This is a genomic window from Acinetobacter sp. T63 (assembly GCF_053852345.1).
The window spans coordinates 2,305,529-2,329,040 of the sequence record NZ_CM132659.1; the positions used below are offsets into that span (position 1 = coordinate 2,305,529).

21 protein-coding genes are annotated in these 23,512 nt (G+C 48.2%); 9 read left to right on the plus strand and 12 right to left on the minus strand.

Features of this window, described 5'->3' with window-relative positions:
- Nucleotides 1–74: 74 nt before the first annotated feature.
- Complete coding sequence (gene hemB / locus ACVLR6_RS11085; RefSeq protein ID WP_005179750.1) at nucleotides 75–1,088, plus strand: porphobilinogen synthase; 1,014 nt, start codon at nucleotides 75–77, stop codon at nucleotides 1,086–1,088.
- A gap of 16 nt (nucleotides 1,089–1,104) precedes the next feature.
- Nucleotides 1,105–2,229: a glycine oxidase ThiO gene (gene thiO / locus ACVLR6_RS11090; protein WP_455995221.1), complete on the plus strand. Its 1,125-nt coding sequence runs from the start codon at nucleotides 1,105–1,107 to the stop codon at nucleotides 2,227–2,229.
- 54 nt (nucleotides 2,230–2,283) lie between these two features.
- Here the strand turns inward: thiO and ACVLR6_RS11095 are convergent, their stop codons facing one another.
- The gene (locus ACVLR6_RS11095) at nucleotides 2,284–2,745 is read right to left on the minus strand and encodes an ABZJ_00895 family protein (protein WP_075168101.1); all 462 of its coding nucleotides are present in this window, start codon (nucleotides 2,743–2,745) and stop codon (nucleotides 2,284–2,286) included.
- 407 nt (nucleotides 2,746–3,152) lie between these two features.
- Between ACVLR6_RS11095 and ACVLR6_RS11100 the strand changes: the two genes are divergently transcribed.
- From ACVLR6_RS11100 to ACVLR6_RS11110, 3 genes are read left to right on the plus strand one after another with little or no spacing between them, the layout of a single operon-like run.
- The gene (locus tag ACVLR6_RS11100; protein ID WP_168396876.1) at nucleotides 3,153–4,403 is read left to right on the plus strand and encodes an exonuclease SbcCD subunit D C-terminal domain-containing protein; all 1,251 of its coding nucleotides are present in this window, start codon (nucleotides 3,153–3,155) and stop codon (nucleotides 4,401–4,403) included.
- A 9-nt stretch (nucleotides 4,404–4,412) separates the two neighbouring features.
- Complete coding sequence (locus ACVLR6_RS11105) at nucleotides 4,413–8,018, plus strand: AAA family ATPase (protein WP_455995223.1); 3,606 nt, start codon at nucleotides 4,413–4,415, stop codon at nucleotides 8,016–8,018.
- Between the two features lie 3 nt (nucleotides 8,019–8,021).
- A complete protein-coding gene (locus ACVLR6_RS11110; protein ID WP_455995225.1) occupies nucleotides 8,022–9,119 on the plus strand; it encodes an acyltransferase family protein in 1,098 nt (365 codons plus the stop codon).
- A gap of 45 nt (nucleotides 9,120–9,164) precedes the next feature.
- Here ACVLR6_RS11110 and ACVLR6_RS11115 read toward each other — a convergent pair whose 3' ends face one another.
- A complete protein-coding gene (locus ACVLR6_RS11115; protein ID WP_005179764.1) occupies nucleotides 9,165–9,851 on the minus strand; it encodes a YggS family pyridoxal phosphate-dependent enzyme in 687 nt (228 codons plus the stop codon).
- A 123-nt stretch (nucleotides 9,852–9,974) separates the two neighbouring features.
- On the opposite strand from ACVLR6_RS11115, the gene ACVLR6_RS11120 reads away from it, so the two are divergent.
- Nucleotides 9,975–11,012, plus strand: a complete 1,038-nt coding sequence (locus tag ACVLR6_RS11120; protein ID WP_005179768.1) for a type IV pilus twitching motility protein PilT — start codon at nucleotides 9,975–9,977, stop codon at nucleotides 11,010–11,012.
- Between the two features lie 27 nt (nucleotides 11,013–11,039).
- Nucleotides 11,040–12,158 carry a PilT/PilU family type 4a pilus ATPase gene (locus ACVLR6_RS11125; protein ID WP_005179770.1) on the plus strand — a complete coding sequence of 373 codons (1,119 nt, stop codon included), beginning with the start codon at nucleotides 11,040–11,042 and terminating at the stop codon, nucleotides 12,156–12,158.
- A 72-nt stretch (nucleotides 12,159–12,230) separates the two neighbouring features.
- On the opposite strand, the gene fur is transcribed toward ACVLR6_RS11125, so the two are convergent.
- Entirely contained in the window at nucleotides 12,231–12,668 is a 438-nt protein-coding gene (fur, locus tag ACVLR6_RS11130) for a ferric iron uptake transcriptional regulator (RefSeq protein ID WP_005179771.1), read from the minus strand.
- A 112-nt stretch (nucleotides 12,669–12,780) separates the two neighbouring features.
- On the opposite strand from fur, the gene ACVLR6_RS11135 reads away from it, so the two are divergent.
- A complete protein-coding gene (locus ACVLR6_RS11135) occupies nucleotides 12,781–13,179 on the plus strand; it encodes an outer membrane protein assembly factor BamE (RefSeq protein ID WP_005179773.1) in 399 nt (132 codons plus the stop codon).
- A 42-nt stretch (nucleotides 13,180–13,221) separates the two neighbouring features.
- Here the strand turns inward: ACVLR6_RS11135 and ACVLR6_RS11140 are convergent, their stop codons facing one another.
- Nucleotides 13,222–13,545 carry an RnfH family protein gene (locus ACVLR6_RS11140; protein ID WP_005179774.1) on the minus strand — a complete coding sequence of 108 codons (324 nt, stop codon included), beginning with the start codon at nucleotides 13,543–13,545 and terminating at the stop codon, nucleotides 13,222–13,224.
- Nucleotides 13,545–14,627 carry a hypothetical protein gene (locus tag ACVLR6_RS11145; RefSeq protein WP_168407550.1) on the minus strand — a complete coding sequence of 361 codons (1,083 nt, stop codon included), beginning with the start codon at nucleotides 14,625–14,627 and terminating at the stop codon, nucleotides 13,545–13,547. The genes ACVLR6_RS11140 and ACVLR6_RS11145 overlap by 1 nt, the downstream gene beginning before the upstream one ends.
- 207 nt (nucleotides 14,628–14,834) lie before the next feature.
- Between ACVLR6_RS11145 and ACVLR6_RS11150 the strand changes: the two genes are divergently transcribed.
- Nucleotides 14,835–15,767 carry an IS5 family transposase gene (locus ACVLR6_RS11150; protein ID WP_194087063.1) on the plus strand — a complete coding sequence of 311 codons (933 nt, stop codon included), beginning with the start codon at nucleotides 14,835–14,837 and terminating at the stop codon, nucleotides 15,765–15,767.
- Nucleotides 15,768–15,841: 74 nt separating this feature from the next.
- Here ACVLR6_RS11150 and ACVLR6_RS11155 read toward each other — a convergent pair whose 3' ends face one another.
- The 7 genes from ACVLR6_RS11155 to ACVLR6_RS11185 form a co-directional block, all read right to left on the minus strand.
- Entirely contained in the window at nucleotides 15,842–16,297 is a 456-nt protein-coding gene (locus ACVLR6_RS11155; RefSeq protein ID WP_168399274.1) for a bacteriohemerythrin, read from the minus strand.
- Between the two features lie 256 nt (nucleotides 16,298–16,553).
- Nucleotides 16,554–17,402 carry a class II glutamine amidotransferase gene (locus ACVLR6_RS11160; RefSeq protein WP_075168090.1) on the minus strand — a complete coding sequence of 283 codons (849 nt, stop codon included), beginning with the start codon at nucleotides 17,400–17,402 and terminating at the stop codon, nucleotides 16,554–16,556.
- Between the two features lie 86 nt (nucleotides 17,403–17,488).
- Nucleotides 17,489–18,301, minus strand: a complete 813-nt coding sequence (locus ACVLR6_RS11165) for a GNAT family N-acetyltransferase (protein WP_160242866.1) — start codon at nucleotides 18,299–18,301, stop codon at nucleotides 17,489–17,491.
- Nucleotides 18,302–18,415: 114 nt separating this feature from the next.
- Nucleotides 18,416–19,318, minus strand: coding sequence for an acetylglutamate kinase (gene argB / locus ACVLR6_RS11170; RefSeq protein ID WP_016659457.1), 903 nt, complete (start codon nucleotides 19,316–19,318; stop codon nucleotides 18,416–18,418).
- A 10-nt stretch (nucleotides 19,319–19,328) separates the two neighbouring features.
- On the minus strand, nucleotides 19,329–20,753 hold the full coding sequence (locus tag ACVLR6_RS11175; RefSeq protein WP_104488139.1) for a phosphomannomutase/phosphoglucomutase: 1,425 nt from the start codon (nucleotides 20,751–20,753) through the stop codon (nucleotides 19,329–19,331).
- A gap of 183 nt (nucleotides 20,754–20,936) precedes the next feature.
- Complete coding sequence (gene dut / locus ACVLR6_RS11180; RefSeq protein WP_005179786.1) at nucleotides 20,937–21,389, minus strand: dUTP diphosphatase; 453 nt, start codon at nucleotides 21,387–21,389, stop codon at nucleotides 20,937–20,939.
- 30 nt (nucleotides 21,390–21,419) lie between these two features.
- A complete protein-coding gene (locus ACVLR6_RS11185) occupies nucleotides 21,420–23,459 on the minus strand; it encodes a UvrD-helicase domain-containing protein (RefSeq protein ID WP_005179787.1) in 2,040 nt (679 codons plus the stop codon).
- Between the last annotated feature and the right edge of the window lie 53 nt (nucleotides 23,460–23,512).

Genomic DNA, 23,512 nt, shown 5'->3' on the forward strand with positions numbered 1-23,512 from the left:
CATGTATTTTGCCCCACAATCCTGTTTATGGGTCTACAATATTGCCTAGTTTAATACTGATCAGTGAGATTGTTATGACTTATACGTTCAATCGTCCCGCATTTCCTGCCACTCGTATGCGTCGTATCCGTAAAAATGACCAGCTACGTGCCATGGTGCGAGAAACCCAGCTCACGGTTGATCATCTCATTTATCCAGTATTTGTTTTACCCGGTCAAAACCAGACCCAAGATATTCCAAGCATGCCCAACATTCAGCGCCTGTCGGCCGATCTGCTGCTGAAAAAAGCCGAACGCCTGCTGGAACTGGGCGTGTCTAAACTGGCGCTGTTTCCGGTCACCCCACAAGAAGATAAAAGCCTGACCGCCGAAGCCGCCTGGCGCGAAGATGGCCTGGTACAAAGCACGGTCCGTTTACTGAAAAAAGAACTCCCGGAGATGGTGCTGATTACCGACGGCGCCCTCGATCCGTACACCACTCATGGTCAGGACGGCATTATTGATGACAGCGGTTATGTGCTGAATGATGAAACCGTAGCAGCCTTAATCAAGCAATGCTTAAGCCATGCCGAAGCCGGTGCCGATGTGGTGGCACCAAGTGACATGATGGATGGCCGTATTGGTGCTATCCGTCAGGCACTGGAAGCACAAGGTCATATCTATACCAACATCATGGCTTACTCGGCCAAATATGCTTCCAGCTTTTATGGCCCGTTCCGTGACGCCGTCGGCTCGGCCAGCAATTTAAAAGGCGGCAATAAATACAATTACCAGATGGATATTGGCAACCGTGCAGAAGCGCTGCATGAAATCGCGCTGGATATTCAGGAAGGCGCCGACATGGTCATTGTCAAACCAGGTATGCCATATCTAGATATTGTCCGTGAAGTCAAAGATACCTTTGCTGTGCCAACCTTTGTTTATCAGGTCAGTGGCGAATACGCGATGCTGGCTGCTGCCATTCAAAATGGCTGGTTATCCGACAGCGTGATCATTGAATCGCTGATGAGCTGCCGCCGTGCCGGTGCCGATGGGATCTGGACCTACTTTGCAGAAGAAGCCGCACTCAAACTCAAAGACATGAAATAAGGATATTGCCACTGCAATGAAGCACATTGCCATGATTGGCGCCGGCATTAGTGGACTGATGTCGGCGCTGGAGCTATTGGAACAGGGCTGCTCGGTCAGTATTTTTGATCAGCAGCAATCCGGTCAGGCCGCTTCCTGGGCCGGTGGTGGTATTCTCTCTCCAATGTATCCGTGGCGTTATCCGGCAGCGGTGAATGTGCTGGCGCAATCGGCCAAGACTGAATATCTGCGCTGGAATGCCAAACTTCAGCCTGACACCGGCATTGATTTTCAGATCCATGAAACCGGTATGCTGATTTTTGATGAAAGCGATTTTGACATTGGCCTGAATTTTGCCGAGCAGTTTCAGCAACCGATGCAGCAGGCAGAGCATCTGCACAGCACCAAACTGCATCAACTGAATCCACATATTTCCGCCCAGTTCCAGCAGGCCATCTATTTCCCGCAGCTGGCCAATGTGCGTAATCCGCGTTTATTACAGTCAATTCTGTGCTATTTAAAGCAGCATCCACGGGTGCAGCTGTTTGAACACTGCCCGATTGAACGCCTAGAACTGCACGGTCAGCAGGTATGCGCTATTGTCGATCAGGCCGGACAGCGTTATCAGGCCGATGACTATGTCTTGACCACCGGCGCCTGGTCAGCGCGCTGGGCCGAGCAGCTTGATGTACAGATTCCGGTACGTCCGGTACATGGACAGATGGTACTGTTTAAAACTCCTGAAAACTGGCTGCCCACCATGTGCATGAATCAAGTCATGTATCTGATTCCGCGTCAGGACGGCCATATTGTCTGTGGTTCCAGTATGGCAGAACAGGGCTTTGATACCCGTTTGAATGCCGATACCACGGCCAATATTCTGGAGGCCAGCTATGCCATGGTGCCAGCCTTAAAAGACCTGCCCATCATCAAGCAATGGGCCGGTTTACGCCCGGGCTCACCAGACGGCGGTATTCCCTATATTGGCTTGATGCCGGAGTTTGACAATCTGTGGGCCAATTTTGGCCATTTCCGTAATGGTCTGTGTATGGCACCAGCCTCTGCGCGTTTGCTGCGTCAACTGCTATTGGGCCAGACCCCAGATGTATCTCCGGAGGCTTATAGTCCGGCCCGTTTACAGCATGCTGCACTGGCCAGTTAAGATTGGAACAATTCCCCTACCCGAGATGAGGCGAAGGGAAATATGCCAGATAATTTAGCCCTGATGCTGTGGGCCAAACATTCTGGCCGCCATTCGCTGCGCCTGTTTGCCATAAAACCAGTACGTCAGCAGATACAGCGGAATGGCAATTAATAACCACATAATCACCACCACGCTTAAAAATTGCGGCTGCTGTAAATACAGCAAAAAATCCTGCCAGATGGTTGGGCTCTGACGGGAAAAAATCCAGATGCCGAGTAATAAAAAGGCCAGATTATAGCCCCAGAAAATCAGGCTAAAACCCAAGGTCAGCTTTTTACGCTCGGCCTGAGACGGTGCGCGCTGCTGCTGTTTTAAAAATTTAAACAGCACCCAGATCATGGCAACCAAGTAAGGCACTGCGGTTAAAATGCCGCCCACACCTGCTGGTAACAATGCAGCCAGTACCCCGCAGATACAGGTAAAGATCAGACAGAAAAATAAAAACCAGAGAAAATAACGTGTTAGAGAAATCATTAAACTGTCTACCTGAGCCATAAGCAACTAGTATAAAAAAAATTAATTTTTTTTGCATGATCCTGTCAACCGTTGTGCCCGAACAGGCGTTATATAGGGCACAAGCTTCATCTCCGGCGAATTTGTAACGGCATCCACAAATTTTTCGGGAAGCTTTGCTAAAGCAATAAGCGAATGTGAATCAAGTTTTTGTATAGCAGCCAAATGCTTTGTTCATCGCACTTTTTATTTGGCCGACGATTTATCATCACTCGAATCGTCGGCTTTTATTTGTCTGGCCTTTGCTGGTGAGCAGCACTCATCTTCAGGACAATAAAGATTAAACCTTAGCGTTTTATACCGGTACAGAATTTTAAATTTCGCCCTCAGCTATAGTATGCTTGCCTAAAGCAAAACAGGTTGATGACATGGCAGTGCATTTTTTTCATACGTCAGATTGGCATTTGGGGCAATTTTTCCATAACCACGATCGTGAATATGAACATGCACAGTTTTTAGACTGGTTATTAGAACAAATCCAGGAAAAACAGCCGAATGCCCTGTTTATTGCCGGGGATATTTTTGATGTGATTAACCCGGCCTCCAGCGCGCAGCGCCAGCTGTACCAGTTTCTGGCCGATGCCCACGCCATTGCACCGCACATGCAGACCCTGATGATTGCCGGCAACCATGACTCCGGCTACCGCATTGAACAGGTGGAACCGTTGCTGGCCAAGTTTAAGGCCAAGGCGGTTGGGGTGATTCAGCGCAATGCCGACAACCAGCTGGATCTCGACCGTTTACTGGTGCCAATTTATGATGCCGAAAACAAAGTTATTGCCTGGTGTCTGACCCTGCCGTTTTTGCGCACTGCGGAAATTACCGGACTGAATGAGCAGACCCAGAACGCCCAGAATGCGATTGCCTATTTACATCAGCAGTTGATTGCCGAAGCCAAACGCCGTAAAACGGAAGATCAGGCACTAATCCTGATGTCACATGCGCATATGCAAGGTGGCGAAACCTCAGATTCAGAACGGCCGATCATTATTGGTCATGAAGAAGCACTTTCCACTGCCCTATTTGATGATGTGATTGACTATGTCGCGCTGGGGCATCTGCATAAACCGCAAAAAGTCCAGCATCCACATATCCGCTATAGCGGCTCTCCAATTCCGCTGTCTTTTAGTGAAATCCAGTACAAGCATCAGGTGCTCGAGGTCAAGATTGACCCGCAGGCTGCGCCCGAACAGCGCCTGCAACTGGGCTCACTGCTGATTCCGCGCAGTGTACAGCTGCACCGTATTCGCGGCAGTCTGGATGAAGTGTTTCAGCAACTGAAAGCCCTCCCGCAAGGTACGGTGGAACGCATCTGCCAGCGTGATTATCTGGAAATTGAATACAGCACCGATGTACCACCACCGGTCGATTTACGCCAGCAGATTGAACAGACCTTACCGGAACAGCGCTATCGCCTGTTACGCATTTGCCGGGTCTATAGCCCGCAGGAAGATCAGACCGCAGATCAGTCCAAAATTGATCTGGCACCGCCCACACCAGACAGCTTATTCAAACAGCTATGGAGCAAAATGGGCTATCAGCCGGATGCTTCGGTCGAGCGAGATTTTATGCAGCTGCTGATTGAAGCGCAGCATAGCCTTGAACAAGAACAGCCCTAAGGATCAGACATGAAAATTTTACGTTTAAGTCTGAATAATCTGGCTTCTATTGCCGGCACCCAAGACATCAACTTTGAAAGCGCACCGCTGGCTCATGCCGGCCTGATTGCGATTACCGGAAAAACTGGGGCCGGTAAATCGACCCTGCTTGATGCCATGTGTCTGGCGCTGTATGACCAGATTCCGCGCTTAAACGGCGCTGCCGGGGCGCTTAAAGATGCCAGCGGTCAGGGCATCTCGATTAAAGATTCTAAAAATATTCTGCGCCGCGGCTGTACCCAAGGCTTTGCCGAACTGGAATTTATTGCGCTGGATCAAAAGCGTTATCTGGCACGCTGGGAAGTGCGCCGCGCCCGTAACAAGGTCGATGGCAATTTAAAAGTCGAACGCGCGATTACCGCTGTGGAAGATCAGCGCGTGCTGACCCAGAAAATTTCGGAATGCACCCCGACTGTTGAAAAGCTGATTGGGCTGAGTTTTGAGCAGTTTACCCGCGCCGTCTTGCTGGCCCAGTCTGAAGTGGGTGCGTTTTTAAAGGCTAAAGATCAGGACCGCGCCGACTTGCTGGAATATCTGACCAATTCCCATATTTTCAGTCTGGTCAGTCAGAAAGCCTTTGAAAAAATCCGCCAGATTCGCAGCGAAAAAGAACAGTTACAACAACTGATGGGGCATATTGAGTTGCTTAGTGATGAGCAGCTACAAGCCCTGCAACAGCAGCATGCCCAGAGCAAACTGAGTCTGCATGAAAAACTGCAAAGCGAAAAACTGCTGTTGAATGATTTAAGCTGGTACAAGCAGCAACATCGTCTGCACAGTGAAATTCAGGCCAAAAAAGAATTTTATCTGGTGCAGGTCGATGCCAACCAGAAAATGCAGCCGCAGCGTGACCTGCTGGCGCAGCTGGACCAGTTTCAGGAAATCCGTGAACAGTATCTGCAGCAGCGCCAGCAACAGTTGCAACAGCAACAGCTGGCGCAGCAACTTGAGCAATTCCAGCCGGAATTTCAACACTGTGAACAGCAGCATCAGCAGGCACAGCAGCAGCTGGAACAATTGCAGCACAGCGCGCAACAACAGCAGAAAGAACAGCTACAGTTACAACCCGTGTTAGAACAGGCACTACAGCTGGATGGCCAGATTGAGCATCTGATTCAGCGCTATAAAGAAGCCGATGCCCAGCTGAAACAGATTCAACATGAAAAAATTACGCCACTAACCACCCAGCAGCACGGCCAGCAACAGCACTTACAGCAATTGCATACGCATTTAGAACATCTGGAACAGCAATCGGTCCAGCATGCCTTTCTGGCAGTATTTGACCGTGAGCCGCACAGTATTTTGCAACGCTTGCAGCAATTTCAGAAACTGCAGCAACAGCAACAGCAGCAGGCACCGGCACATGCGCACAGTTCACTGGCCCAGTTGCAACAGCAGCTAGATGATGTAAAACAGCAACAGGCCGATGCGCTCCAGCAGGCCGGCTCAATGGCTGAACTGGAACAGCAAGCAACAGAACTGGAACAGCAGCAGGTACAGCACCAGCAACACAGCCAGCAGCTGGAACAAGCCCTGTTCCTGTTACAACACATGCTGAACGAGCAGCAGGAACAGCAGCAATTACAGCAGCACATGACCCAGCTTCAGGCCGAGCTAAGCAGCTTGCAACAGGCGCAAACTGAAGCACAGCAGCACTACCAGAATGCCCAGACGGCACGTGAACAGCTGGAACAGATTTTTGCCCAGCAGCGTTTATTGCAGGCACAAAGTGTGCAGGAGTTGCGTCAGCAGCTGCAAGCAGAACAGCCGTGTATGGTCTGCGGTAGCACTGAGCATCCATTTGTCAGTCATCAGGATTTGCTGGAATCTGCACTGCAGTCGGTGCAGGACACCCAGTTACAACAGGCCCAGCAGCAGGAACAGCAGTGCCAGCAGCAGCTCCAGCAATTACAATTGCAACATTCCAAACAGCAAACCCTGCTGGAACAGAAACAGCTACGCTCTAGCCAGCTTCAAGACAGTGTGCAACAGAAACTGCAGCAGGTTCAAAAGCTCAGCCCAAGCACACAGCTGGATGATACAGCACACGATCTGACCGCCTTGCAGACCACACTGCAACACAAGCTAAATCAGCAGCAACAGCAGTTACAGCAGCTAAAAACTCGCCAGCAACAGCTGAAAAGCCAGACCCAGCAGCTGCAACATTTGCAGCAACAGATTCAGTCCCTGCAGTTACTCTGTCAGCAATTCCAGCAGCTGGAACAACTGATTGAACCGGTTACCCAGGCACTGGAACCGGCCCAGCAAGCGCAATGGGCGAACCAGGCCGAGATGTGTCAGACTCTTATTGCCCTGCTGAGCAGCCGGACTCAATACCTGCAACAGCGCGAGCAATGCCTGCAACAGCAGCAGGAATTACAGCGCCAGATCAAAGACGGCGAACAGCAACTACAGTTCTATCAGCAGCAACAGCAACAGCTGAGCAATGACCTTACCCATGCACAAACTCAAGGCAGCCAGTTGCGCCAGCAGGTACGTGATCTCAGCCAGCAACATGCTGGACAGGTGCTGGATACCGGCAAAGCCTGGCAGCAGCTGTTACGAGAGCAGCAGCAACAACTCCAGCAGCAGGTAGAACAGCAACACCTGCACTGCCGTCAGCTGGAACAGCAATTCCAGCAGGCGCAGCTGAAACAGCAAGACCTGCATACACGCCAGCAGCAGCTTCTGGAAAGTGTACAGCAGCTACAGCACAACATTCAGCAGTGGCAAAGCCAGCATCCACAGTTCACTGCCGAGAAGATTGAGCAGTGTCTGGGTATTGATCTGGCCAGCTGGCAGGCCATGCGTCAGGCCATCCAGCAACAGCAGCAAGCCATGCTCAGTGCACAAAGTGCGCTGGATGTATTGCAGGAGCAATTCCAGCAGCATCAGGCCCAGCAACCAACTGCCAGCTATGATGAGGTGACCACCCAACTGGAACAGCTGGAACAAGAAAAAAACAGCTTGCAGGAGCAGTTTAACCAGCTGGAAACCCAGTTACGCATGCAGCAACAGGCGCAGGCACAACTGTCCAAATTCCAGAGCCAGATTGAAAAAATTCAGGCTGAAGAATATCGCTGGGGCCGGATTGCCGATTTAATTGGCAGCAAGGAAGGCACCAAATTCCAGAAAATTGCCCAGGAACATCATCTGGATATTCTGGTGGAACATGCCAACCAGCAACTGCAGCCACTGGCGCCGCGTTATCAGCTACAACGTATTCCCAACAGTCTGGGCCTCGCGATTCTGGATCATGACATGAATGGCGAAATCCGGCCGGTACTGTCTTTATCGGGGGGTGAAACCTTCCTGGTATCACTGGCGCTGGCACTGGCCATTGCCAATATGGCCTCCGGCTCCATGAAACTGGAATCGCTGTTTATTGATGAAGGCTTTGGGACGCTCGATCCGGCCTCGCTACATATGGTGATGAACGCACTCGACCGGCTGCAAAGCCAGGGCCGTAAAGTGGTGCTGATTTCCCATATTCAGGAAATTCACGAACGGATTCCAGTCCAAATTCAGGTCAAACCAATTGGTGCTGGGGCCAGTACCCTGCAGATCGTAGGCTAGACCATGTTCTGGCACTATCGTCCGCTCTCGCCGCAGCTCAGCCTGCAGCTGGAAAGCTTGCGCGGATGGAGTGCCATTCTGGTGCTGTTCAGCCACTGTTTTCAGGCCTTTATTGGTCCGCTGGATCAAACCCTCTATTCGGGTGTGCGTCTGCTCGGACAAGCCGCAGTGATGATGTTCTTTGTTCTAAGCGGCTATCTGATTGGACATTCCATCCGTCACAATATCCATCGCCATCGACAGTTTTCAGGCTTGGCCTATAGCCGGCAACGCTGCCAGCGTATTCTGGGACCATTTTTATTTGCCATGTTGCTGACCTTGTTATTGTATGCACTGGCGCCCTACTTTTTTGCATCCGGCTCCCATAACATTGAGGCGAGCCAAAGCTTTATGATCCGGCAAAGCTATGACATTAGTGCAGCCGATTTTCTCGGTTCACTGTTTTTCGTCAATGGTTTTGTAACGCCGACGGTATCGGCCAATGCTGCCCTCTGGAGCCTGAGCTATGAGGTCTGGTTTTATGTTCTGGCCGGCTGTCTGGTGACATTCAGACCTGGGAGCATCCTGCTGTTTTTAACCCTACTGCTCGGCCTAAGCCTGCTCAATATCCAGTTTCTGATTTATTTTCTGGTCTGGCTGCTGGCTTTTACTTTTGCCAGTCCGGCATGGAGCAAACAGATTCCAGCCACTCAGCTGCACTATTTTAAATCCGGTTTTCTGCTCTTGGCGCTGCTGATTGCCCTGTTTGATGCCTACCAGTTTCACTCCATTTATCTGGCGCAGTACTATACTGGCGAAAATTTCAGGCTGTTTAACCTGTGTATCGGGATTGCGGCGGCCTGCTGGCTGCTACAACTGGCGCGTGGTGAACGGCAGATTCAGGTGATCTGGCCGGCTTCCGCGCAGTTTTCCTATACCCTGTATATCACCCATTTCCCGTTGCTGATTTTTATCCTGGGCTGTTTTCCGTTTACGCTGCAGCACGGTTTAGGAGTAGCTCTGCTCAGCCTGATTATCACAATGGCGGTGCTGATTGGTTTTGCCTGGCTGGTGGCGCAAAAACTGGAGCCACCACGCCGGATTGAACGACACTTGTCCTAAGCGGACTGTGATGTCAAACAATAAGCTGAATATTGTGATGCAGCATTATTTCGAATAATCGCGCGCACCAAATAATGCCGTACCAATCCGCACCATGGTCGAACCTGCGGCAATTGCTGCATTTAAATCACCGGACATGCCCATACTTAACGTATCCCAATCTGCAGGCTGTGCATGTTGCGCCTTGACCGTATCAAACAGTTGTTTGGCATCCTGAAAGGCGGCAGTGTTATTTGGTGCCGGAATCACCATCAGGCCACGTAAACGTAAATTCGGCAACCGACTGATCTGCTCGACCAGCGCCGGTACTTCGCCAGGGCTACAGCCATCTTTGCTATCCTGTCCATCAATATTGACCTGCAGGCAGATATTCAGTGGCGCCTGCTGATCGCTGCGCTGATTGGACAAGCGCTCAGCAATAATCAGCCGGTCTACCCCATGCACCCAGGCAAATTTTTCAGCCAGATGTTTGGTTTTGTTGCGCTGCACATGGCCAATAAAATGCCACTCAATCTCTAAATCCTGCAGCGCCTCAATTTTTTCCAGCGCTTCCTGTAAATAGTTTTCGCCAAAGGCTCGCTGTCCGGTCTGGTACATTTCCTGCAACACAGCACTCGGATGGGTTTTGGAAACCGCCAGCAGCTGGACCTCTGCCGGGTCACGCTGCGCCTGCTGACAGGCATGCTGAATTTGTTCTAACACATGTTGACGCGATTTTTGCAGGCTATTCATTGATGCGGTTCTCATTTTCATTCATCTTTTTTACTTTGCCCTCGTGCTAGGTGTTGGTTAAGCTGAGGGAAAGCCGTATTATTCTAACAAAATAATTAAGATTTATATGATCTCGGGGAACTTATGGATATTACAGAACTATTGGCCTTTTCGGCAAAAAATGGGGCATCGGATTTACACCTGTCGGCAGGCATGCCGCCACTGATTCGTGTGGATGGTGAAGTACGCCGCATCAATTTGCCCGCCTTGGAACATAAAGAAGTCCACAAGCTGGTCTATGACATCATGAACGACAAACAGCGCCGTGATTATGAAGATAACCTGGAAACCGACTTCTCGTTTGAAGTCCCGGGCGTGGCGCGTTTCCGTGTTAACGCATTTAACCAGAACCGCGGTGCAGGCGCGGTGTTTCGTACCATTCCCTCTAAAGTGCTGACCATTGAAGATTTGGGAATGGGTCAAATCTTTAGAGATATCTGTGACTATCCACGTGGTCTAGTGCTGGTCACGGGGCCGACGGGTTCGGGTAAATCCACCACCCTGGCGGCGATGATTGACTATATCAATGACAATCGCTATGACCACATCCTGACCGTGGAAGACCCGATTGAATTTGTGCATCAGTCTAAAAAATGTCTGGTCAACCAGCGTGAAGTGCATCGTGATACCCACGGCTTTAATGAAGCACTACGTTCGGCGCTGCGTGAAGACCCGGATATTATTCTGGTCGGTGAGATGCGTGACCTGGAAACCATCCGTTTGGCACTTACCGCGGCAGAAACCGGTCACCTGGTCTTTGGTACCCTGCACACCACCTCGGCGGCAAAAACCATTGACCGTGTGATTGACGTCTTCCCGGCCGAAGAAAAAGACATGGTACGTGCCATGCTGTCTGAATCGTTACAGGCGGTCATTTCCCAAACCCTGCTCAAGAAAAATGGCGGTGGCCGTGTGGCGGCGCATGAAATCATGATCGGGATTCCGGCCATCCGTAACCTGATTCGTGAAAACAAGGTTGCGCAGATGTACTCAGCCATTCAAACCGGTGCCAACTACGGCATGAGTACGCTGGACCAGAGTCTGAAAGCCCTGGTCAGCCGTGGCGTGATCAGTCCGCAGACCGCGCGTACTGTGGCGAAACAGCCAGAATCGTTCCTCTAATCGTGTGCAGGAAGCCAGGACAGCGCTATGGACTTTAATGATTTATTGAATTTAATGATTCAGCAAAAAGCATCGGACCTGTTTATTACGGCCGATGTTGAGCCTTCCATGAAAATTAACGGCCAGATTGTGCCGGTGGCCAAATCCAAACTGACCGGGGAAATTGTTGGCCAGCTGCTCAACTCGATTATGACCGACAAGCAGCGCAAGGAATTTGCTGACACCCGTGAATGTAACTTTGCCATCACCAACCGTGATAAAAGCGCGCGTTTCCGTGTCAGCGCTTTTCAGCAGCGTGATGAACCGGGCATGGTGCTGCGTCGGATTGAAACCAAAATTCCGACCATGGAAGAACTGAAACTGCCACCGATTTTAAAAGATCTGGCCATGACCAAACGTGGCATCATCATCTTTGTCGGGGCAACCGGTACCGGTAAATCGACCTCTTTGGCGTCAATTATTGGTTATCGTAACCAGAATTCCAAAGGTCATATCATCACCATTGAAGACCCGATTGAATTTGTGCACGAACACGCCGGCTGTATTATTACCCAGCGTGAAGTAGGCATTGATACCGATTCGTTTGAAGTGGCACTGAAAAACACCTTGCGTCAGGCCCCAGATGTGATCCTGATTGGTGAGATCCGTTCACGTGAAACCATGGATTATGCAATTGCCTTTGCCGAAACCGGTCACCTGGTATTTGCCACCCTGCACGCCAACAACGCCAACCAAGCCATTGACCGGATTATCCACTTCTTTGAGGCTGACCGTCATGGCCAGCTGTTTATGGATTTATCACTGAACCTGAAAGCCATTGTGGCACAGCAGCTGATTCCTACTATTGATGGCAACTCACGTCGTGCCGCGATTGAACTGCTGATTAACTCGCCACTGGTGTCCGATTTAATCCGTAAAGGCGATGTGCACGAAATTAAAGACCTGATGAAGCGTTCACGTGAGTTGGGTATGCAAACCTTTGACCAGGCCCTGTATGACCTGTATAAAGCCAAGCAGATCAGCTACAAAGATGCCCTGAAACATGCTGACTCACCAAACGATTTGCGTCTGCAAATCAAGCTGTCGGAAGAAGGCGGCGAGCGTTTAATGCATGCCACTTCGAATATTACCTTCGACGGGCAATAATTTTAGGCAAAAAAAACAGGCTGATCTTCAGCCTGTTTTTATGGGTTGATTTATTGATGGGCAGTTTTGCGCTTATTTTTTACGGAACGCTTCGCGGCATTCCGGCGCATCGCAGTAGCCATATAAATTCAGTGAGTGACCGGTCAGTTCAAAACCAAACTTTTTCGCCACTTCATGCTGTTCGTGTTCAATCACGTCGTTGGTAAATTCCACCACTTTATTACAGTTCTGGCATACCAGGTGGTCGTGGTGATCTTCCTGCATAATTTCAAAAACCGAATGATTATTTTCAAAATTATGACGCTCGATAATCCCCGCGGCTTCAAACTGTGTTAACACGCGATACACAGTTGCTAAACCCACATCTTCACCCTGTTCGAGTAAAGTCTTGTAAATATCTTCCGCGCTTAAGTGATGTTGTCTTGAATTTTCTAATAATTCCAATATTTTAATTCGTGGAAGTGTAACTTTAAGGCCAGCTTTGCGTAGATCTTGATTTGAAATAGGCATGAAAAAAGGTCTCTCAACAAAATTAAAGTTGGAATATGCAACAAAGTTAAGATGCAGTATGATCTATGCTTGGATCGAATGCATCAATAATTAATTGGGATAGTGTAGCAAAATGCAAAAAGTCATGTTGACGTTATTCGTCACTTCATTGCTCATGGGTTGTTCGACCTTGGGCGTTTATAAAGTAGATATTCCTCAAGGCACCCCCTTAACCCAAGCACAAGCTGCAAAAATTCAGGTCGGCATGAGCCACCAACAGGTCCGCTTTTTGCTGGGTAGCCCAACCATTTCAGATCCAATGAATCCTTTACGTTGGGACTATATTTACCATTATATCCCAGGAACCTATGCTAAAAAAGCCAAGATTCCCGCTGCACAAGGTCAACACTTAAAAATCTACTTCGATCAAACCGGTATTGTGCAGAAAATTGAAGGTTTAGAAACCATTCCTGAACAGCAACCAGGCTTACCGGGTTCAAAAGAAGCAATTTTAACCGCGCCCCCACTATAGCCCCTTTCAGATAAAAAGAAACCCCTCAGTGAGGGGTTTTTCTTATGAACTCAATTGCTTAAAGCGATTGCCTTTGGCATAGCGGCCCACCGGGTTTTTCGCTGCTCGTTTGCGGCGGATATCTTTCGGATTAATGGTCAGCGGCCGGTAAATCTCGACCCGGTCACCCGGTTGCAGTGGCTGCTGCGCATCGGTTAAACGGCTACCAAAAATTCCCAGTTGCAGCGGTTCAGGCAAACTGACCTGTTCGCTAATCCCGCTCTGCTGAATCGCATCCAGCGCAGTCATGCCATTTTGATACGGCACTGCCAGATGAAACTGCTGTTCGGCTGAGGCAAAAGCCACCCAGACATACTGCGCAGTCATCAGAACATTTGTCCAATCACGGCCAGCAGCGCAGCAATAATTGCCAGTGGCAAGACAATACGGATGGCAATACGCCACAGGTTATAAAAGGCTTCACTGCTGAAGTTCATGGATTTACGCAAATGACTGATTTTCATAATCCAACCGGCGAAAATCGCATAAATCAGACAAATCACCAGGCCCCAGATCATCAGCAGTGGATTTAACACACTGGCCAGACCTGGAATGGCCCAGATCAACGTGGCTGCCAGCAGAATGATCCATTGAATTGCCACTGCAATCTGACGCTGTGCCAACTGTTCACGTGCCAGTTGCAGGATGAGCGCAGCAGCCATCACCACGGCAAAAGCCAGCGCAAAAGCGGGTAGCTGGGCAGTCGCGGCAAAGAAAGCAAAGGCAACCACGGCCAGTAATTGCGCCAGCCAGATCGGGAACACGGTTTTGGTCGCCACCTGTTGCTGTTGTACCGCCGGCAAACTGGTTTGCCAGTACAGACCCAGACCTAGGCCACTGGCCACCAACGCCAGTACTGTGGCATTGCCCCACTCGCCAAACTCAAGCGCGGTCATTTGCCATTCAGCAACCGGAGCACCCATCACTTGCGCCAGAATAAAGGCAGCAATCACACCGACCGCAGTCAGGCCAAGCAGCAGCAGACGCGAAATAAAAGACAATGCCAGGGCAACCAGTGCCAAGCCAATAAAAATCCACAACGGTAGAATCGTTGGCAGTGCCAGCTGGGTCAGCATTTGGCTGACATTAAACAGCATCGCGCCTGCTAAAAATGGAATAAACACCGCGGCCAGCCAGCCCACCAGACGCCACTGTGCAGAGGCATCGGCATCACGGGTCAAACTGGATAGAGCCTGCAAGGCTGTAGTTTTTGAGCGCTTGGCCAGCGCAATTTCCATATAGGTCAATGGCAAGGCCAGCACCAGCATGGTACCTAACCACAGCAGCCAGAAGTCCAGTTGACGTTCCAGCTGAATGCCAGTGACCGGTGCCAGTGTGGCAATCAGAATAAATGATAAACAAAATGCCATCAGCGGCGATAACCATCGTGACATAGCATTGTCCTGCATGATGCTTTCCTAATAAAAATCTATCGCTATTTTGCCCTTGTCACCCGGGAAAATCAAAAACTAAAAAAGAAAAAGCAAACCATTGCCATCAATGGTTTGCTGCGCTAGTTTTTAGTCCAATATTGTTGTTCTCTGGTTTTATTAATTGTGCAGGACTTTGTTGCACAAACCTAGCATAGACGGCTTCTTCAGCAATATAATTTCCAAATGAAGAAGCCTACACACAAAATCTACCGCACAACCAATTGGCCCGCATATAACCGAGCTCTCATTAATCGTGGGAATATTGCCATTTGGTTCGATCCAAAAACACAATGGTATGCAGAACCTCAAGGCAAACAAGGTCGAAGTCAAACCTACTCCGACATAGCGATTCAATGCTGTTTGATGATCAAATCTCTATTTAGACTCACTTTACGCATGGTCACTGGCTTTGTTCAGAGCCTCATTAAACTTTGTAGATTAGATTGGACAGCGCCAGATTATTCGACTATTTGTAGAAGACAAAAGCATATTGATATTGCGATAAGCTATCAGAAAAGTCGTGATGGTCTCCACCTACTCGTCGACTCTACTGGCTTGAAGTTTTTAGGTGAAGGTGAATGGAAACGTAAGAAACATCAGCCTGAATATCGTCGCCAATGGCGTAAACTTCACATTGGTATAGATGCTGAAACGCTGCAAATACGGGCCGTTCAGCTCACGACAAACAATGTCAGTGATTCACAAGTACTCGAAGATTTACTTGATCAAATTCCACTTGATGAGCAGATTGATTCTGTCTATACAGATGGTGCTTATGACACGAAACACTGCAGAAAAGTCATTTCAGATCGACAGGCACATGCGGTGATTCCGCCAAGAAAAAATGCGAAGCCCTGGAAAGACAAAAAGCTGAGATCTTTAGAAAGAAATGAATTGTTGAAAACGGTTAAATGCCTAGGAAGAGCAATTTGGAAAAAGTGGTCTGGGTATCATCGCCGAAGCTTGGTAGAAACCAAGATGCATTGCATCAAATTATTGGGAGATAAACTCAGTGCACGGAGTTTTCAAAGCCAGGTGAATGAGATTCATGCACGTGTGGCAGTATTAAATAAATTTATAGAATTAGGCCGAGCTCATACCCAAGTTGTCACTTAAATTTAAACAACTTAGGAAAGCTCTATCTTTAAAATCTTTATGCAACAAAGCCATTGTGCAGTAATTTATTCTGTTTATGAGAAGAAACGGGCAAACCAGTTTTTACCTTTTTTCTTTTCTTTTTCCCGAATAATACCCATCATATTTTCTTTTACAGCGCCAACATAATCTGCATCATCATGCTGAATATGGTTAATTAACCATTTTGACAACACTTCGTGCAGTTCTCCTTCAATGGAATGCCCCATTTCAAAGCGTTCACGATACGACTCGATTTTTTTAATAAATAAGTCATGTACGCGTTTATGTGGTACGCGGTATTTATAACCGGCTTCTTCTTGTAAAGATTCTTCAAAGGTAAAATGAGACTGGGTATAGTCAATAATATTATCGAGAATCTGTTTAATACGGGCACGATCGGTATTTTCACCAATCTCGACAATTTCGTTAATATAATCAAGAATACGTTTATGTTGGTCATCAATCACATCGATGCCAGTATTATATTCTGGAATCCACTTCATTTTCATACGACCACCCCTGAATCAAATGATTTATAAGCTTTGAGCATAGTAGCCATATTTAATTTAAAATAAAAATGAAGTGATTTACTCGGGATTCCTGTTTCTGCCAACAAATTCACACAAATACTTGTTTTATAATGTTTATATTATTTTAACCTGAGCAAAAGAGTCAGTTATTATTTAACCGTTTTATTATTTTCTGCCGTATTTTTAGACTTAAATAAAATACGGCACTATTTAAAATAAAATATACAACAGTAGATTAATATTGATCGGCGCGGGTAATCCGTTTTAATTCCGGATTCAGACGTTCTTTTTCCAAACGTTCAATATAAGTCAGCTGTTTTCTGATCGGCTGTCCCTGCTGGAATAAAATCATTTCGCCGGGGCTAAAAGCCTGCCAGGTTTCATTTTGAGTCAACGGTTCAGTGGTAATCACCGCCACCCGATCTTCCGGTGTGGTAACCTGGCTAAAATCGACCTCGACATCAATATCAATTAATTGTGCCGGTTTAAACGGGTATTCACGCACCAGCCAGTGCAGTTTGGTGGTGGCATAGCTAAACAGCGCCTGACCATTAGACAGACAGAAGTTAAAGGTGCCATGCTCGGCAATTTTCGGGGAAATTTCGGTCAGCAGTTCAAAGAGCTGCTCTAAAGACGGTTCCACAAAACCGAATTTCAGTACCATCTGATCGAGCAAATAACAGAATGCCCGCTCGCTATCGGTATTGCCCACCGGGGTAAAATGACCGCTTAAGGCTGGATCAAAATGGTGTAAATCGCCATTATGGGCAAAAATCCAGTGGCGTCCCCACAGCTCCCGAATAAAGGGATGGGAATTTTCCAGGGTAATTTTGCCTTGCGTGGCTTTGCGAATATGCGCAATCACATTGCGTGATTTAATTGGATAGTTGCGTACCAGCTCGGCAATGGGCGATTCCACTGCCGACTGGTTATCGACAAATAAGCGGCAGGCCTTGTCTTCAAAAAAGGCGATGCCAAAACCATCACTATGGTCGGAAGTTATGCCAGCACGTTGTGAAAAACCACGAAATGAAAAGGTAATATCAGTAGGTGTTGCACAATTCATTCCGAGTAACTGGCACATACAGGACTTCAACATCTGATTAAAACTGCATTTATTGTGCATGACTCTGTCAGGCCATGCAAATCACAATCACTGCAAAGTTTTATTTATTCCACAATGTGACGGGTATTTTTCTTGAGTACCATCTTTTTTAGCACCTGGTTCATTTCGACAAAGACAAAATAATCCAGACAGTTAAACTCCTGATCATAATAGGCTTCGGTGGACAGTTTGCCCTGCATTTTCAGGTAAATATCAAACAGCTTGGGAATCCGGCCCTGTTTCAGCGAAGTCATTTCAGAGGCCTGTGGAATATACACCTGTTTCGAGGCAATGTTACAGCGCTGCTGTTCGCTTAACTGCTGGATATACTGATGGGTATGATAGGCACGCGCTTCATTGCCTTCTAAACGCACACTGACACAGCCAATCAAATAACGGGCTTTCATGCTCCAGAGTACTTTCGGCACCAGATTCAGCCATAAAATGGATAGAGCTTTACCGGCCCGATGCCGTGGATGCACGCAGGTACGGCCAATTTCCACAATATTGTTGAGATGCTTTAATTGCTCTTCAATGGCAAATTCGCTGGCACTATAACTTTGCGCCAGTTCATACCCCTGAAACAGTTTTAATCGGGTATAGGCCACAATTTCCCCACTGGCCTTATCCCTTAATACGGCATGTTCGCAGCCAAAATCGTAAACATCCTGATCCAGTCCATGCTCAAACTGCAAACCGAACTGGTTGGCAAACTGCTCGGCACGAAATTGCTGTACTTCTTTTAACTGTTTTAAATTTTCAACCCATTCAAAGCTGTATTCTGTTTTTGTTGTGGTTTTAAAATCATATTTGGTATGATTTTTTTTGCTTAAAGGAAAACTCAAATTTTGTCGATATTGATTGAGTTTGGCTAACATCGATCAGCACTCCTAATGTTCTGCCTATACACTAGGCGATGCAGATGACAATTCAATGACCAAAAATCAGCCATAAAAAAAGGCCTCCTTAGAGACCTTGAGTTGTTTTAACTCTTAGTGTTTGGCGGCACGGTTGGTAATTAAAGTGCCCACTCCATGGTCAGTAAAGACTTCCAGCAAGGAAGCATGTGGCACACGGCCATCGACAATATGCGCACTGACCACGCCATTTTTGACGGCATCCAGCGCACAGCCTACTTTCGGAATCATACCGCCATAAATTACGCCGGTTTCAATTAACTGATCGACTTCCTGAGTGGTTAAACCGGTCAGCAGATTCTTGTTGGCATCCAGTACACCCGTAATGTTGGTCAACAGAATCAGTTTTTCTGCGCCCAAAGCTTCAGCCACCTTACCAGCGACCAGATCGGCATTAATATTATAGGTATTACCGTCTTCGTCGACGCCTAACGGTGCAATTACCGGAATAAAATCGCTTTGGGTAAACATTTCCAGTACGTCGGTTTTCACGCCGACCACTTCGCCGACCAAGCCTAAGTCAATTTTCTGTACTGAACCATCTTCTGCGGTTTTTTCCATCAGCAGTTTTTTGGCCCGAATCAGGTTGCCATCTTTACCGGTCAAACCAATGGCACGGCCGCCATGCTGGTTAATTAAATTGACGATAGATTTATTCACGCTACCGCCAAGCACCATTTCTACCACTTCCATGGTCGCCGGATCAGTCACGCGCATGCCATCAATACGGTCAGATTCGCGGCCCAGCTGTTTCAGGAAGGAATCGACCTGTGGACCACCGCCATGCACCACAATCGGGTTTAAACCGACCGTTTTAAGCAGCACAATGTCACGTGCAAATGAACTTTCCAGCTCAGGATCGGTCATGGCATTGCCACCATATTTCACGACCAGCGTTTTACCCATAAAACGTTGAATATACGGCAAAGCTTCTGTCAGAATCTGTGCTTTGTCGATGCCAGTCTGTTGCTGTGGCATGCGCCTCTCCTTATTGAGCATCTAAAATGTCTTGAGCAATCTGCGGATAACGGTTGCTCAGCATGGAAACAAAGGTATGACGAATATCCGCTAATCGTGCCGGATTATCGGCATCAAAACGTACTGTAAAATATTCGCCCGTATTCGATGCTCGAATAATGCCAAAACCATCTTCAAAATCAAGTCGAACGCCATCAATTTTACTTAATTGTGCGGCCAATGGCTGACTTAAGGTTTCAAGCTCATGTAAAACATGCGCTGAAGCAATGTTGTGGGTGCTGATATAAGTATCTTCAGTACAGCAGCGTTCAGGATATTTGGCCAGCAGTTCAGACAGGCTTCGCTCCGGGCGCTGGCTTAAATATTCCATTACCCGCAGCGCAGCATACAGGCCATCATCATAGCCAAAGCCGCGCCCGTCATTAAAGACATAATGCCCGGCATATTCACCACCAAACACTGCGTGTCCCTTTGATTGCGCCAGATACTGACGCAGGAAGGTGCTGCCGGTACGAATCATTACCGGATGGCCACCCAGCGCGCGTACCGTGTTACGCACCATGGTCGAACACTTCACATCAAACACCACTTCATGCTGTGGATGTTGCTGTAAACACATTTCGGCAAACAATGCCAGCAAACGGTCTGCACCAATCACCTTGGCCTGTTCATCGACCAGAACCAGACGGTCGCCATCGCCATCCAGCGCAATGCCTAAATCTGCCTGATGCTGCTGTACCGCCTGTTTCAGCTTGCTTAAATGCTTTTCCTGAGAGGGATCTGGGGCATGATCGGGGAAATGCCCATTGGCCTCACAGCGGATTGTGATCAGCTCGCAGCCCAGTTTTTGCAAGACCAGCGCAGCGCAGCGACCCGCTGAACCATGCAGACCATCGAGCACCACCTTAAAACGGCGCTGTAATTGAATATCATCGAGTAGCGCCTGCTGATATTGCAGGCAAAATTCCGAATAAATCTGATGCGGCTGTTCAGCCACAGGCTGCTGGCGATGCGCCAGAAAATAGTTGCTGGCATGGGCCGCCACCTGCTGGATTTTGTCTGGCGTCGGGGGTTCTCCACCCAGAATCCATTTAATACCATTGTCAGATTTGGCATTGTGACTGGCCGTGACCATAATGCCATTGCCATCAAACTGGCGGGCGATGTAATACAGCATCGGACTGGAACAGCAGCCCATTAAGGTCGGGCTTAAGCCCTGCTGCTGGAGCACCTGCATGATCAGATCGGCATAGGCCGGACTGCTGAGACGGGCATCATAACCAATCACCACACGTGTGCTGCCCGTGTTTTTAATTTGTACGGCCAAACCCAACGCCACCGCTTGCACCAGTTCAGGCGTCAGCAAAGTCACCTTGCCACGAATGTCGTAAGCACGGAAAACCTGAAAAGGGAAACTGGACTGTTGAATATCCATGGCAGAACTACTTTATATATGAATAGGGAGAATGATTGTTTTAGGCTTTTTAATATAAGAACTGATTCTATGCGGCCGAAAACAGAATTCACGCTACAAAATGTAATTTTAAGTGTTTGTTGCGTTACTTTCTAGCGTGTTGTGATAAAGCCTAATGTTTAGGCTTTATCATTCAAGCAGATTTTAAGCTTTACCGGTATGGCCAAAACCGCCAGCACCACGTTCAGTGGCTTCAAATTCCTCAACCAGATCAAACTGGGCTTGTACCACCGGCACCAGCACATATTGCGCCAGACGCTCACCTGGTTCCAGGCTAAATGCAGTCTGACCACGGTTCCATACCGACACCATCAGCTCACCCTGATAGTCAGAATCAATCAGGCCAACCAGGTTGCCGAGCACAATACCGTGTTTATGGCCCAGACCCGAACGCGGCAGAATTAAACCGGCAAAATGCGGATCTTCAATATAAATCGCCAGACCGGTTTTCACCAATACGGTTTGACCCGGCTCAATGACAGTGGTCTCATGCACGCAGGCACGCAAATCCAAACCTGCCGAACCAGAGGTGGCATAGGTTGGCATTGGCCATTCTTGGCCCAAACGTGCATCAAGCACTTTTACCTGAACTTTCATCAGTAATTCCTGTTTATATCAATGAATGGTTTAGCGTTTAATTAACGCACGTAAATTTTCCAGATAATGCTGGGCCTGCAGTTTCGGATCGATATCGCCAGCCAGCTTTTTCTTGCGACCCAGCCATTCCAGCTCATCTTGTGGCATTTCATCTAGGAAGCGGCTTGGGGTCATCTGTTTCATCTGCCCGCCAGCCTTACGCTGCTCGGCCAGGGTAATGGTGAGGCCTTGACGCGCACGGGTAATGCCCACGTACATCAAACGGCGTTCTTCTTCGACCGTCTCAGCCACAATCGAGTTTTTATGCGGCAGAATTTCCTCTTCCAGTCCAATTAAATAGACATACGGAAATTCCAGACCTTTGGAGGCATGCAAGGTTAATAAGTTGACCTTGTCAGTGTCTTCTTCCTCCTGTTGCTGCTCCAGCATATCCAGCAGCACCATTTTACGGATCACGCTTTCAATATTTTTTTCGTCCACATCTTCAGCGCGGTTAATCAGGCTTTGAATACTGCTGTACAGCACTTCAATATTGTCCAGCTTGGTTTTTTCCTGCGCAGGCGTGGCGGCGCTTTCTTTGACGTAGTCGATATAACCAGCTTCGTTCATCATCTGGCGGATGATTGGCACCGGTTCATCATCTTCCAGCAATTCACGGGTAAAGTTCTGGATAAAGTCGGCAAACTCGGCCAGCTGAGTCGTGGCTTTTTTCGGAATGGCCATGGTCAAACGCTGATCACCTGCTGCCGCCAGCAAGGACAGATGGTTTTCCTGTGCAAATAAGCCCAGTTTTTCCAAGGTCACCGGGCCGATGGCACGTTTTGGCGTGTTGATAATGCGCAGGAAAGCACTGTCATCTTCCGGGTTAATAATCAGCCGTAAATAGCTCATCACATCTTTAATTTCTGCCCGGGCGAAGAAAGACTGACCTCCTGACAGCTTGTACGGAATCTGCATCTGGCGCAGCTGAGTTTCCAGAATACGCGCCTGGAAGTTACCGCGATACAAAATCGCATAATCTTTCCAGTTTTTACCGTTCATCAGTTTATGCGTGATCAGGTCTTTGACCACGCGCTCTGCTTCATCATCATCATTGCGGCAGGTAATCACCCGGATGACTTCACCATGGCCTTTGTCCGACCAGAGTTTTTTGTCAAAAATATGCGGGTTATTGCCAATTACAGTATTGGCCGCTTTTAGAATCCGGCTGGTGGAGCGGTAGTTCTGCTCCAGCTTGATCACTTTTAAATTTGGGAAATCTTCTTTTAAGAGCGCCATATTTTCCGGTTTGGCGCCGCGCCAGGCGTAAATGGACTGGTCATCATCCCCTACGGCGGTGAACTGTCCCATTACCCCGACCAGAAGTTTGACCAGAATATACTGCGCGGTGTTGGTGTCCTGATACTCATCGACGAGCAAATAACGCACCCGGTTTTGCCATTTATCGCGGACTTCAGCATTTTCCTGCAATAACCGGGTTGGCATCACAATCAGGTCATCAAAATCGACTGCGTTATAGGCACGTAAATTACGCTCATACAGCTGATATAAATGCGCCATCTGGATATCTTCTGGCGTTTCACAGGTGGTATGTGCCTGCTCCGGTGGAATCAGGTCATTTTTCCAGTCCGAAATCATTTTCATGGCCCGCGCAATCAGCTCTTTGCTTTCTGCACCCGATAAATTGTCGCGATGCATCAGATCCATCAGAATGCGTTTGCAGTCGTCGGCATCCAGAATCGAAAAGTTGGCTTTAAGCGGGGTATGTTTCAGCTCTAAACGCAGTAAATTTAAACCGAACGTATGGAAGGTCGAGACCGAAAGACCTTTGGCTTCTTCACGCGACAGCAACTTACCAACCCGCTCTTTCATTTCACGCGCAGCCTTGTTGGTAAAGGTCATGGCGGTAATCCGGTGCGCCGGAATACGGCATTGCTGCACCAGATAGGCAATTTTCCGGGTAATCACCGAGGTTTTACCTGAACCTGCACCTGCAAGCACTAACAAGGGTCCTTGAGTATATTTCATGGCTTCAAGTTGCTTGTCATTGAGTTGACTTGCCAGTGACATAGTGTTTCCTCTATTTCGGTTCGAGCTCGATTATAGTCATCTCCACCACAGTT

Bases quoted from the DNA above. Each gene is read 5' to 3' on its own strand.
- ACVLR6_RS11145 (WP_168407550.1), bottom strand. From the start codon at position 14,627: ATGCAGGACAATGCTATGTCACGATGGTTATCGCCGCTGATGGCATTT.
- ACVLR6_RS11135 (WP_005179773.1), top strand. From the start codon at position 12,781: ATGCAAAAAGTCATGTTGACGTTATTCGTCACTTCATTGCTCATGGGT.
- ACVLR6_RS11125 (WP_005179770.1), top strand. From the start codon at position 11,040: ATGGACTTTAATGATTTATTGAATTTAATGATTCAGCAAAAAGCATCG.
- argB (WP_016659457.1), bottom strand. From the start codon at position 19,318: ATGCCACAGCAACAGACTGGCATCGACAAAGCACAGATTCTGACAGAA.
- fur (WP_005179771.1), bottom strand. From the start codon at position 12,668: ATGCCTATTTCAAATCAAGATCTACGCAAAGCTGGCCTTAAAGTTACA.
- thiO (WP_455995221.1), top strand. From the start codon at position 1,105: ATGAAGCACATTGCCATGATTGGCGCCGGCATTAGTGGACTGATGTCG.
- ACVLR6_RS11120 (WP_005179768.1), top strand. From the start codon at position 9,975: ATGGATATTACAGAACTATTGGCCTTTTCGGCAAAAAATGGGGCATCG.
- ACVLR6_RS11155 (WP_168399274.1), bottom strand. From the start codon at position 16,297: ATGAAAATGAAGTGGATTCCAGAATATAATACTGGCATCGATGTGATT.
- ACVLR6_RS11160 (WP_075168090.1), bottom strand. From the start codon at position 17,402: ATGTGCCAGTTACTCGGAATGAATTGTGCAACACCTACTGATATTACC.
- ACVLR6_RS11175 (WP_104488139.1), bottom strand. From the start codon at position 20,753: ATGGATATTCAACAGTCCAGTTTCCCTTTTCAGGTTTTCCGTGCTTAC.
- ACVLR6_RS11185 (WP_005179787.1), bottom strand. From the start codon at position 23,459: ATGTCACTGGCAAGTCAACTCAATGACAAGCAACTTGAAGCCATGAAA.
- ACVLR6_RS11150 (WP_194087063.1), top strand. From the start codon at position 14,835: ATGAAGAAGCCTACACACAAAATCTACCGCACAACCAATTGGCCCGCA.
- ACVLR6_RS11115 (WP_005179764.1), bottom strand. From the start codon at position 9,851: ATGAATAGCCTGCAAAAATCGCGTCAACATGTGTTAGAACAAATTCAG.
- hemB (WP_005179750.1), top strand. From the start codon at position 75: ATGACTTATACGTTCAATCGTCCCGCATTTCCTGCCACTCGTATGCGT.
- dut (WP_005179786.1), bottom strand. From the start codon at position 21,389: ATGAAAGTTCAGGTAAAAGTGCTTGATGCACGTTTGGGCCAAGAATGG.
- ACVLR6_RS11110 (WP_455995225.1), top strand. From the start codon at position 8,022: ATGTTCTGGCACTATCGTCCGCTCTCGCCGCAGCTCAGCCTGCAGCTG.
- ACVLR6_RS11165 (WP_160242866.1), bottom strand. From the start codon at position 18,301: ATGTTAGCCAAACTCAATCAATATCGACAAAATTTGAGTTTTCCTTTA.
- ACVLR6_RS11105 (WP_455995223.1), top strand. From the start codon at position 4,413: ATGAAAATTTTACGTTTAAGTCTGAATAATCTGGCTTCTATTGCCGGC.
- ACVLR6_RS11140 (WP_005179774.1), bottom strand. From the start codon at position 13,545: ATGACTGCGCAGTATGTCTGGGTGGCTTTTGCCTCAGCCGAACAGCAG.
- ACVLR6_RS11100 (WP_168396876.1), top strand. From the start codon at position 3,153: ATGGCAGTGCATTTTTTTCATACGTCAGATTGGCATTTGGGGCAATTT.
- ACVLR6_RS11095 (WP_075168101.1), bottom strand. From the start codon at position 2,745: ATGATTTCTCTAACACGTTATTTTCTCTGGTTTTTATTTTTCTGTCTG.